The 10,997-nt window shown below is 33.1% G+C and carries 12 protein-coding genes and 1 pseudogene; 6 read left to right on the top strand and 7 right to left on the bottom strand.

Features of this window, described 5'->3' with window-relative positions; translation table 11 throughout:
* Positions 1-2: 2 nt before the first annotated feature.
* Positions 3-908: a lysylphosphatidylglycerol synthase transmembrane domain-containing protein gene (locus ABZC13_RS12325; RefSeq protein ID WP_373004315.1), complete on the bottom strand. Its 906-nt coding sequence runs from the start codon at positions 906-908 to the stop codon at positions 3-5.
* A 52-nt stretch (positions 909-960) separates the two neighbouring features.
* The gene (locus tag ABZC13_RS12320; RefSeq protein ID WP_373004312.1) at positions 961-2,355 is read right to left on the bottom strand and encodes an ArnT family glycosyltransferase; all 1,395 of its coding nucleotides are present in this window, start codon (positions 2,353-2,355) and stop codon (positions 961-963) included.
* A 135-nt stretch (positions 2,356-2,490) separates the two neighbouring features.
* Here ABZC13_RS12320 and ABZC13_RS12315 point away from each other — a divergent pair, with 135 nt between their 5' ends.
* Genes ABZC13_RS12315 through ABZC13_RS12290 form a run of 6 tightly spaced genes read left to right on the top strand, consistent with a single transcriptional unit; the run spans position 2,491 to position 6,956 of the window.
* Entirely contained in the window at positions 2,491-3,255 is a 765-nt protein-coding gene (locus ABZC13_RS12315) for a motility protein A (RefSeq protein WP_373004309.1), read from the top strand.
* Between the two features lie 15 nt (positions 3,256-3,270).
* Entirely contained in the window at positions 3,271-4,047 is a 777-nt protein-coding gene (locus tag ABZC13_RS12310; RefSeq protein WP_373004306.1) for an OmpA family protein, read from the top strand.
* Positions 4,047-4,781 (top strand): flagellar type III secretion system pore protein FliP, encoded by a 735-nt coding sequence (gene fliP, locus ABZC13_RS12305; protein WP_373004302.1) that lies wholly within the window; start codon positions 4,047-4,049, stop codon positions 4,779-4,781. Before ABZC13_RS12310 ends, fliP begins: the two co-directional genes overlap by 1 nt.
* Positions 4,782-4,793: 12 nt before the next feature.
* Positions 4,794-5,900, top strand: a complete 1,107-nt coding sequence (gene trmA, locus ABZC13_RS12300) for a tRNA (uridine(54)-C5)-methyltransferase TrmA (protein WP_373004298.1) — start codon at positions 4,794-4,796, stop codon at positions 5,898-5,900.
* Positions 5,901-5,904: 4 nt separating this feature from the next.
* A complete protein-coding gene (locus tag ABZC13_RS12295; RefSeq protein ID WP_373004295.1) occupies positions 5,905-6,603 on the top strand; it encodes a hypothetical protein in 699 nt (232 codons plus the stop codon).
* Between the two features lie 8 nt (positions 6,604-6,611).
* A complete protein-coding gene (locus ABZC13_RS12290) occupies positions 6,612-6,956 on the top strand; it encodes a hypothetical protein (RefSeq protein ID WP_373004293.1) in 345 nt (114 codons plus the stop codon).
* Here ABZC13_RS12290 and ABZC13_RS12285 read toward each other — a convergent pair.
* The 5 genes and pseudogenes from ABZC13_RS12285 to ABZC13_RS12265 all read right to left on the bottom strand — a co-directional run.
* On the bottom strand, positions 6,950-7,114 hold the full coding sequence (locus ABZC13_RS12285) for a hypothetical protein (protein ID WP_373004290.1): 165 nt from the start codon (positions 7,112-7,114) through the stop codon (positions 6,950-6,952). The two genes, ABZC13_RS12290 and ABZC13_RS12285, sit on opposite strands and share 7 nt — an antisense overlap.
* Positions 7,104-8,297 carry an OmpA family protein gene (locus ABZC13_RS12280; protein WP_373004287.1) on the bottom strand — a complete coding sequence of 398 codons (1,194 nt, stop codon included), beginning with the start codon at positions 8,295-8,297 and terminating at the stop codon, positions 7,104-7,106. The genes ABZC13_RS12285 and ABZC13_RS12280 overlap by 11 nt, the downstream gene beginning before the upstream one ends.
* A gap of 6 nt (positions 8,298-8,303) precedes the next feature.
* Positions 8,304-9,599: a MotA/TolQ/ExbB proton channel family protein gene (locus tag ABZC13_RS12275; RefSeq protein WP_373004283.1), complete on the bottom strand. Its 1,296-nt coding sequence runs from the start codon at positions 9,597-9,599 to the stop codon at positions 8,304-8,306.
* A 51-nt stretch (positions 9,600-9,650) separates the two neighbouring features.
* Complete coding sequence (locus ABZC13_RS12270) at positions 9,651-10,697, bottom strand: hypothetical protein (protein ID WP_373004281.1); 1,047 nt, start codon at positions 10,695-10,697, stop codon at positions 9,651-9,653.
* Positions 10,698-10,811: 114 nt separating this feature from the next.
* Positions 10,812-10,997: pseudogene (locus ABZC13_RS12265) on the bottom strand (hypothetical protein); the annotation flags it as partial.

Raw genomic sequence — 10,997 nt, 5'->3', positions numbered from 1 at the left:
TTTTAAGTTGCACGTTTGCTTTTTACCCAGTAGTATGAACCTGGGATCGAAGCTATGATTAGTAGCAGTCCGTAAAGAATACTCATTGCTAAGACTTTAGTCTCATCTGCTCCTACAAGCATAAATATACCGACCATGGCACCTTCACGTATTCCCCATCCGGCAAGTGAAATAGGAACAATAGTAAGTAAAAATACCGGTGGAATAGCTATAAGAAAGATTTGAAATGACATGTGGAAGTCAATGCTAAGAGCAAGAGCATAAAGAGATAGAACCGTCAATAGATGCACTCCGACAGAGATAGCTATATGTTTATATAGAAGAGTTCTGTCTGCATATAGTTTGTTTAATCGTCTGGCTAGTCTGTGAAAAAGATCTAAACCTTTGTACTTTGCTAGAAATTTAATCTTTTCTAGGTGAAAGAGAAGAGTGAATCCGATGATGCCACCAAGAGTGATTAGTATGATAAGAAGTGAGAACTCTTCATCAAATGTACCAAAGAAAATAACTGTAGCAAGAAGGTTTAAAACTAAAAGACCTACAAGCCCTACGACTCTATCTACAAAGACTCCATAAAAAGCATCTTTTTTATCATAGCCTTTTTGAGTAAGATCAATGATACGAACAGCATCTCCACCAATACTGCTAGGTAAGACTTGGTTGAAGAATGAAGCTTTAAAATAACTTTTTACATAATAAGAGACTGTTTCGTTAAAAACTAAAAGTTTCATGATAAGTCGCCATCTATAGGCTGCCACATAGGTACTTCCAAGTTGAAAGAGCAGGGCTATAAGGATTGTCCCACCGTGGCTTTTGGCAAGTATTTCGATGAGATTTTTAAAATCTACATACTGAAATAGAAAATAAAACATAACAATAGTTATAATCAATTTGATTGTATTTTTCATCTCTTACCGTATTTTGAATTAGTGTGATTTTATCTAAAATAGTATTAATGTTTTATTTGACATCAGAAACTCTGTAGATATATAGAGTTTTTGTTTTTGTAATACCTTTTTTAACAGTGATACTATCAACAAGATCAACATTATTATACTTAGCTTTTAGATTTTTTAATTCAGGATCTCTAGTTAAGACTAAACCATCTTTTAAAAATTCTTTCTCTCTCCACATATCATATTGAGAAAATCTACTGGGAACTGCTAAATCAGTCTCAGGATGCCCATTTAAATAATACTTCAAATATGCGGCAATTGTCAGGTGGTCACCATAAAAACTATCGCCTTTTTTGGCATGGGTTTGTAATAGTTTTACAGCCTCTTTATTTCCGTACATTCTATCTTGAACAATCTCTAAATAAAACAAAAATCCAAAGCGACCTATAATCGTTAAAATAATAGCAATAACAAGACCTACTTTAAATAGTTTTACAAGCTTATAGTGATCAAACAGGTAAGCAGTCAATATTGCTCCGGAAATATATGCCGGGGCTGTATAATTTAACTCCATTCTAGTGAAAAAACTCTTGTAAAAGAAAAAGAGTAAAACGACTACTGTACTAAGTGAAAGAAATAGTAGTTTGTCATTTTTGTAGTAGATTTTCTCTTTAATTAAATAGTAAAACAAAACACCTGCAAAAACAGGAGAGAAAGTGCCAAATTGACCGCCTAAAAACTCAAAAAATAGATTTGGATCTATTTCAAATGTGTCAGTTGTGCCATGTCCTAGTTGGAACGCAAAGCTTATCCAATCATTTTGATAGTTCCACCAAAGCATAGGCGAGATAACTATTAGAGATAAAATAATTGCCAAATAAAAGTTCACACTTAAAAGTATGTCTCGTCTTTTTATAACTATGAAGATAAGTAAACTAAAAACAAATAAAATAGCCGTGTATTTACTAAGCATCATAAGCCCAAGAAAGACTCCTGTGAGTGCATAGTCTATAGTTTTGCCATAGAAAATAGCTCTGTAAGAGTAGTAAAGAGTAATTGAGTAAAAAAGGATAAGAGGTGAGTCAGGCGTTGTAATGATGTAGCCGGCATGAACTAATATAATACTGGAAAAAATAAGCAGTGCATTTAGTGCAATTTTTTCATCAAACATCTCAGATGTGAGTTTAAAAATATATAGAGCTGAGATACTCATAGAAAATACATTTACAAGTCTAACTCCCCACTCTGCTTGAGATATAAAGTTTGTAAGGTATATCATATATGCTATAAAAGGTGGATGATCATAGTACCCAGTTTGGAGATGATGACTCCACATCCAGTAGTATGCTTCATCTCCGTGAAGTGGTAAAAATGCGTTGTAAATTGCAGAGAAAAAAGCTAGAGTTATTATGAGAACATAAGCATTTCTTTTTGGTTGTTTGTATAAAAGTTCTAGCATATGTGATCTTCCCCTAATATTTGTGTAATTGTACTGTTTTAATATTCATAATTCAATGAATTTCTTCGTTTATGATAGCTGTATAATATTATTTGTGGTATTATAAGCTCAATATTTAGTCTTTAAGGTATTTGAATGGATTTAGGTACAGTTGTTGGTATAGTTCTGATTTTAGCTCTTCTTATGGGTGCTATGTCAATGGGTGTTGGTGTCGGTGCATATATCGATATACCCTCTGTTTTAATTGTTGTTGGTGGTAGTATTGGTGCGTTGATGATATCTTTCAAACCATCGCAGATGAAAGGCTTTGCCAAGGTATTTATGGTAGCTGTTAAGCCTACTGTAGAAGATGAAGCTTCGCTTATTAAAAAACTTGTTGATTTTGCTACAAAAGCCAGAAAAGATGGCATCTTGGCTCTAGAGAGTGAAGTTAATGCTGAGCCTAATGAGTTCTTAAAAAAAGGCCTCTCTATGGCAATTGATGGAAGTGAGCCTGATACTATTCGTGAACTGCTGGAGATAGATATGGAACAGACGAGTGAACGTCATAAGATAAATGGTTCTATGTTTAGTAACTGGGCCGCCCTTGCAGGTGCTATGGGTATGGTTGGTACACTTATTGGTCTTGTTGCAATGCTCTTAAATATGGCAGACCCATCAGCGATTGGTCCATCTATGGCAGTTGCGTTACTTACAACGATGTATGGTGCAATTATCGGTAATGTTGTTGGTACACCAATAGCTATCATATTAGGTATTAGAAATGATGAAGAGACATTGGTTAAAGAGATGATTTTGTCTGGAATTATGTCTATTCAATCAGGAGATGCACCTAGGGTACTAGAAGCTAAACTGTTGGCTTACTTAGCTCCTAAAGATCGGGTGAGTCAATTTGATTAATGCTGGATATAACTAATGGCTAAGAAAAAGTGTCCAGAATGTGAGAGATGTTTACCTGGTTGGCTAGCTGCTTTTGGCGACTTGATGTCTCTTCTATTGTGTTTCTTCGTTTTACTACTATCGATGTCAAGTATGGATGCAAAGAAAATCTCTGAAGCTATCGGGTCACTATCCGGTGCAATGAGTGTTTTAGAGGGTGGTACAAAGACTGAGATCTCTAAGCAACGTATTCAAGAATCTACTCCTATTGAAGCTCAAGATGAGAGTAGCGACGCAGTAAATAGAGTTGCTCAAGCAGTGATAGATGCAAATGAGATGATGGAAAAAGGTCATGGACCGGCTATCTCTGTTGAAGAAGCACAAGAAGGTTTTGTGATAGAACTTCCTGCTTCACTTCTTTTCAAGTCAGGAAGTGCAACTATAGAGAATGAAGATGCAATTTTGTTTCTTAAAAGAGTTGCTCTTATAGTAGAAGAGTTGCCAAATACGATGCAAGTTAGCGTTCAAGGTCATACGGACAATCAAGGACCTGGCAAGGACAGTGTTTTTAAAGATAACTGGGAACTCTCTTCAGCTAGAGCAATATCAGTTCTTCAAGAGCTACTTCTAAACGGTGTTGATCCAAAGAGAATCAGTGCGGCAGGATTTGCAGAGTATAAGCCATTGGCTACAAATGTAACAAAAGCCGGACGAGAAAAAAATCGTAGAGTCGAATTGCATTTCTATGGTAGCAAGTCAGATCAAGAGAAAAAAATCAAAAGTTCTATCTTAGATAAGGCTACGAGTAAATAATGTTAAAACCTGCAATTATGCTTTTAGCTTTTGTTTCTATTTTAGGAGCAGAAGTGGTAAATATACCGACTATGAACTTTGCTCTTTCAGCGCCTGATACTCCACAGCAACTGGTAAGTTCACTAAACGTTTTAGTCGCACTTACACTTCTCTTTTTAGCTCCAAGTATGATACTTGTTATGACAACTTTTACTCGTTTTGTCATAGTCTTTGGTTTTTTAAGACAAGCTCTTGGAACACAGCAAGTGCCACCAACACAACTTCTTGTTATGCTTGCAATGATACTTACATTTTTTGTGATGGAGCCAATAGGACAACAAGCTTATGACAATGGCATAAAGCCTTACATAGAAGAGAAAATAGGGTATGAAGAGGCTTTTGATAAAACAGCACTCCCTTTTAAAAACTTCATGATAAGAAATACAAGAGAGAAGGATTTGGCACTTTTCTTTAGGATAAGAGATATGGAAAATCCGGCAACTATTGCAGATGTTCCTCTTTCTGTGATTATTCCATCTTTTGTGATTAGTGAGCTGAAAACCGCTTTTGAGATAGGCTTTTTACTCTTTTTACCATTTTTAGTTATTGATATGGTTGTTGCATCTATACTTATGTCTATGGGTATGATGATGCTCCCGCCTGTAATGATTTCTCTGCCCTTTAAGATACTTGTTTTTGTATTGATTGATGGCTGGAATTTACTCATCGGTAACCTAATAGCAACAATAAAGTAGGATAGATAATATATGGATTGTAAATATTTTGGAGAGTGTGGTGCTTGTAGAGTATATGAAGATGGCTATGATGGACAACTTAACGAAAAACTAGAACTAAATAGAGATAGATTTTTAAATTTTTATGAAAAAAAGATTTCAGTTTTTAAATCACCGGATTCTCACTATCGCTCAAGAAGTGAGTTTAAGATATGGCATAAAGGAGATGATGTTTATTATGGCATGAATCATTTAGAGCATAAAGGTGTTGTTTTAGTTGATGATTGTCCTCAAGTTAATAAATTTATTCATACACTGATGCCAAAGCTTCTAGTAGCAATAAAAGAAAAAGAGATAGGTTTTAAACTTTTTGGTGCAGATTTTTTAAGTTCAAGTAGTGGAGAGATAGTTGTCTCTTTAATATATCATAGAAAACTAGATGAGTATTGGCAAGTAAAAGCTACTGAGATAGCAAAAGAACTTGGCATCTACATCATAGGCAGAAGTCGTAAGCAAAAGCTTATAGTAGGACAAGACTATATTACTGAGCATCTAAATATTGAGAACGAAGTATTTAGATTTAAATATATAGAAAACAGCTTTACTCAGCCAAACTCTAAAGTAAATGAGCAGATGATATCTTGGTCTCTAAAGAGTTTGTCTGATTGTGGTGGAGATTTGTTAGAACTCTATTGTGGTGCCGGTAACTTTACTATACCATTTGCAAAGAAGTTTAGCAAAGTATTAGCTACAGAGATCTCTAAACCATCTATTAATGCGGCAAAAGAGAATATGATCTTAAACGATGTTCACAATATAGAGTTTGTACGCATGAGTGTTGAAGAGTTTGTAGAAGCTCTTGATGGAAAGAGAGGGTTTCGTCGTATGAATGAGATAGATATTAACTCATATAATATCAACACTATCTTTGTTGACCCTCCAAGAAGCGGAATGGACGAAGCATCATGCAGGTTTGCATCTAGACATGATAATATTTTATATATTTCATGTAATCCAGAGACCTTAGTAAGAGATTTGGAGATTTTAGGTGAAACCCACGATGTGATAGATATGGCTCTCTTTGATCAGTTCCCATATACTCATCATGTTGAGATGGGTGTTAAATTAATTAAAAGGTAACTCTATGAAAGCTCTTTTTGTTACTATCTTATTAGTCTCATTTTTACAAGCAGATGAGATGAAAAGAATAGAATCTATTGTAGAAGATATTACTAAGCTTCGTGCTAAGTATGAAGAGTGTCAAAGCAGTTTAAAGAGTAGAGATACTCTTAAAGCAAATGTAGTAAAATCTAATAAAAACAATCCTAAATTAGATCAATATGAAAAGCAATTAAAAACTCAAAGACAGCAAAATATCATTTTAAAAGCTGAAGTCGAATACCTTAACGAATCAGCAGCAAATAATGAAAAAATCATACAAAAATACCAAAAACTTTTAAAAACCAAAGATAATGATATCTTGGCTTTGAAAAAAAAAGTTAAAAATGAATCTATTCAAACCACAAAAAAGATAAAATCTCTTCCTCTCTGTGTAAAGAAGATAGATTACAATCCATTCCCTAAATTAATGCCAAAAGAAAATACAGACTTAAAAGAAGAAGTGCAAATATCTAAAGCAAGCACTTTTCGTCTAAACTCTGATAGTAAGATTTATGACTCACCAAATGGAAAACAGATAAGTTTATGGACAAAAGACACTTCGTTTACATCAAATAGAAAAACCTTAAACTGGGTAAAAATAACTGGCTTATTTATAGATAAAAAATGGAAAAAAGCCAAAAAAGACATGTGGGTAGAAAACTCTCAAGTTACTAAGAGATAAGGATACATATGAAAATTTTTATTAGTGTAGCTGCTTCTGTTTTAGTTGTTGGTATTTTATTCAGTGCTTGTGCTTCTAAATCTACACAGGTGAAAAATATAACTTGTATTAAAGAGAATATAAATGATTGTAAACAAGAAGATAAGCTATCAGCAATAAAAAATAATCCAGAGTTAATTAGATATATAAATAAACCAAATCAAGAAATTCAGCTCTTAGCTGTTAGTCAAGATGCAAAACTAATCAGGTTTATTAAAAAGCCGAATAAAGAGGTTCAGATCACAGCTTTAAAGCAGGATCCGTCTGTAATAGAGTTTATTGAGAATCCATCAAAAGAAGCAATGCGTTACTGATAGGTATTAAAAACATTCTTCATCTTATCAACAAAGTTGCTTTTCTCTTGCGGAAGAAGCAATTCTCTTGACTTTTTGCGTCTTCCAAGTCTTAACTGTAACTGTTTTCTCAGTGATTGAAGCTTTACTGGACGAAAAAAAAGTTCTTTATTTTGCATTGGAGGTCTCTTTTTTGTTTAAATAATTCATCAACTCTCTTACCGCATCTTCACTTTTTATACGAAACTTGATTTCTATTCTTCTAGAAGCATCTTTATCTTCTTTTTTATTTTTACCCAATATAGGTTCAGCAAAAGAGCGACCGCTTGCGCTAAGATACTTTTTGAACAGTTCTCTGTTCTTTGGATATTGGTTATATAAAAAGTTCATTACAGCCAGTGCTCTTTGCTGTGAGAGGTCAAGGTTGTAAAGATATGAGCCATCTGAATTTGTATGACCTTCTATAGTGATAAGATCAACATAACGACGCATTTTAGGATCGTTTAGTAGTACATCTATATAACGACCTAAAATACGACTAAGTTCTTTTTTAGCGCTTGGTTTGAGCTCAGCTTTGCCTTGAGTAAAAAGAATATTTGATGAAAAACGAAGCGAACCGGTTTTTGGATCTATTTCAATTGAGTTTCCAAGTTTCTTTTTAAGTCTTTGAACAACAGAGATCTTAATACCAGTTAAATTTTTAATTTTTAATTTTGTTATGTCAAGATCTTCAACTACTTGTTGATAAGCTCTTTTTTTAAGAAGAAGAGCTTTCTCCAGTTGGGCTATCTCTTCATCTCTTATTTTTATGAAGCTGCTATCTAATTCATGTCTGGCATCTGCATTTTTTACAAAAGATTGAAGCTGTACTACTTCTGCTTTTGTATCATCTAGTTCTTTGTTTATAATATCTATCTTGTATCTGAGCATATTTTCATCTTCTTCACTCTCTAAAAGTAACTCTTTTAGAAGTTGCATCTCTTTTTCGCTCAGAGATAGCTTAGAAGCATTTTCTACTATGGAAGCATTTAGAAGTGATACGGCATCTTTTAAATCATCTGTCTCACTTTTAAGTCTACTTATGAGCATTGTTAGCTCCATGTTCTCTTCTCTTGAGGCTTTTAGTTTTGCAACTAATTCTCTAAGTCTTTTTTTCTTGCTTGAGAGTTCTGATTCACTTATCTCTAGAGCACTTTTTTCTTTTTCCAAGTCTATGCGCATTGTTTGCAGGTCACTTTGAATAAGCAGGGTTTTTACAACAATAGCACCGACGACAAGTATGAAAACAAAGAGTAATCCAGCCATTAAATCGGCATAAGACACCCAGAAGTTTTGACTTTCATCTCTGTCTTGTTTTAGCATTTAGGTCTATTTTCCATCAGGTTTGAGTTGTGATATCTGTGAAACGATTGTAGCCGTTTCATCATCAATCATTTTTAGTGCTTCTTGGAGTTTATTTAAAAACTTTCCATCAAATTTATCTATTTTCTCATCAAATCCGATGCCAATCTTGTCTATATCTTTTTTCATTGACTCAATATTGTCAATTACCCCACTGTAGAGATTTTGTACACTTTGTACATTTATATTGGACAGAGCTTCATTTAGTTTAACACTATTCTCGCTGAGGACTTCAGCTATCATAACTGCACGAGAAAACTCAGAAGATAGTGCATTATGAGCTTTATCAAGAGTGTTATGTTGATTATCTACGCTTGATGCAAAATTTTCAAACTTATCTATTGTTCTTTCAAAAATAGAAGCTAAGTCTTTTTGTTGGGATGCAATCATATCAAGCCTTGAAGCTCCATCTTCTAGTATATTAGAGACTCTGTTTGTCGCTTTTTGTTCTTGTTGTATAATTTGTTCAAAGATATTCATTCTTTGAGCCAGTGCTTTGTTTAGGTTCTCAACAAAGGCTCCAGAAGCAAATGTGTCAAAAACGCTGTTTAGTTTTTCAAAATTTTCCATACTTTTTCTAAAGTATGTTTGTTCAATCTCTTCTTTTTGCCAAAAATAATCATGTGTTGCTTCTTTTATTATATTTGCATCTTTTTGAAAGCGACTCATACCGCTCTTTTCAAAAAATATCCACCAGATAGATAAAAATATACCATATATGGATACATAAAAAGCAGTACCAACTCCACCTAATAATTTTGAAATTTCTTCTTCAAGAACTTGTGAAGTTTGTGCTGAGAAATCAGGCATGGATATAGCAATACTAATAAATGTACCTAAGATACCAAGTGTTGGAAATATTCCTGCGGCAATAGAAGAAAAGTTTTCATTTCTCATCTTTTTTGCTTCTTCATGTAGGAAATCTTCTAATGGGGCATTTGCCTTTTGTATGCCAGTAATAGAGAGTAGATTCTTATTTATGTATTTAATCAAGTTGTTTTGAACTTCATCGTAGTTTCTTCTTAGTTTACAAGATGCATAGTAAGCATTATGTTTCATAAAGAAAATATATATAACAAATATTGAACCGATCATTAAGACACTGTGAATTTCAACATGAAAATTTATCAGTTTTACATATCCTGCAATTGCAAATAAAAATAGAAATATTGGTACTGAGAGCAGCCATAGTAGTCTAAGTGAGCAGTCTCTCCCTTTTCCTAAAAGAGTTGATAGATTTGTAAACTGTTCTTCGTTGTTCATATAGTTCTTCCTAATAATGATTTATAATTTATTGAGTGTATTATAGCACTCTTATCGGAAGACCTTATCGCAATCTTTTTGTATTGCTCCTGGAATAGTTGCAATTGTCATAAACTCTGACATGGAGAGTAAAGGATACATAACTGCTATATAGTATTTAGGTGCAAGTATCTTTGCTGTGTTATTCTCTATTAATATAGGATATGGAAGTAATCCACTGTTCTGATAACCTATTTTTTTAACAAACTTACTTGTTCTGCTTGAGAGTTCAACACCGATGATCACCGAACCATTATCCAAGTGATGCTCATAAACTATTTTTTTAGATTTTTTAGCTTTTTCTAAAAGAGTTTTATTATCACCTGTTGCAACTTTTGTCATATCTTTATAATAAGGCATATTCTCCATAAAGTGGTATCTTTTTAGTCTGGCAAACTTAACTATGTCTTTTGAGTTTTTTAAGTCACTAAAAATTGAATGTAATTTGTATAGAGTCTCTTTTGCAATCTTATCGTTATACTCATCCTGCATAAAAGCTTTCATCACGTATAGCGGATTAGAGATGCTGATTTGAGAGTTTTGTTTATCTATAAGTATTCTAAGTGAACCTGCAAAACCTCTCATATCTTTTGAAGCTAGTTTAGTCATATCATCATTTGTAAATACTATTGATGTAAGTTTACCTTTTTTATCCACTTTATACTCAGATAGTACTTTAAAGTTTGCTACTGTAAGCTTTTTAATTAGTTCTTCTTTAGGAATTATGGCAGTTTGAAGATATGCAGAGACTCTAGAATTATTTACTTCTCCAAATTTTACATCTTTAAATATTTCAGTATGCTCTTTCTTATTATAGTTTGGCGGTATTCTTTTACTTGAACCAATAGCATTGCTTTTCTTTGGAACTTCTATGTCAGGATTGTTTTTATATTCCGTACCATTATCTGTTATTATATTTACATTTGGAACTTTTGCAAGTACTTTAGGTACTTCAGGTACTTTTACAATTATTGTTTTAGTTTGATCAGCATCAAGCGTAGTTAAGTTTAAGCATATAAGTGTAGGTATTAGCATAGATTTAGTGAAGTTTATTTTCAAGTGTAGACCTTAGTATAAATTTATTTGTGAAATAAAAACAAAATTTTGCTTCACAAATAAATATATTTTTTAAAAATTAGAGAGAGTAAATACTCTCCCTAATCGTAAAAACTTCTATTTTTTAGAAGCTTTATATCTTTGGTAATCTGAGTACTCTTTTTCAGTTAAAGAGTGACTAGCATCACTAGCATTTTCTGTTGCACTTACAGATGATCTTCTAGCATCATTAGATACAGTTTTTGTAGAATCATTTGCATTATCAGTTGCACTTACAGATGATCTTCTAGCATCATTAGATAC

This window comes from Sulfurimonas sp. (genome assembly GCF_041563035.1).
Taxonomy (GTDB): Bacteria; Campylobacterota; Campylobacteria; order Campylobacterales; family Sulfurimonadaceae; genus Sulfurimonas.
Note: the sequence above shows the minus strand (reverse complement) of the source record. Positions and strands in the feature narration are given on the sequence as shown.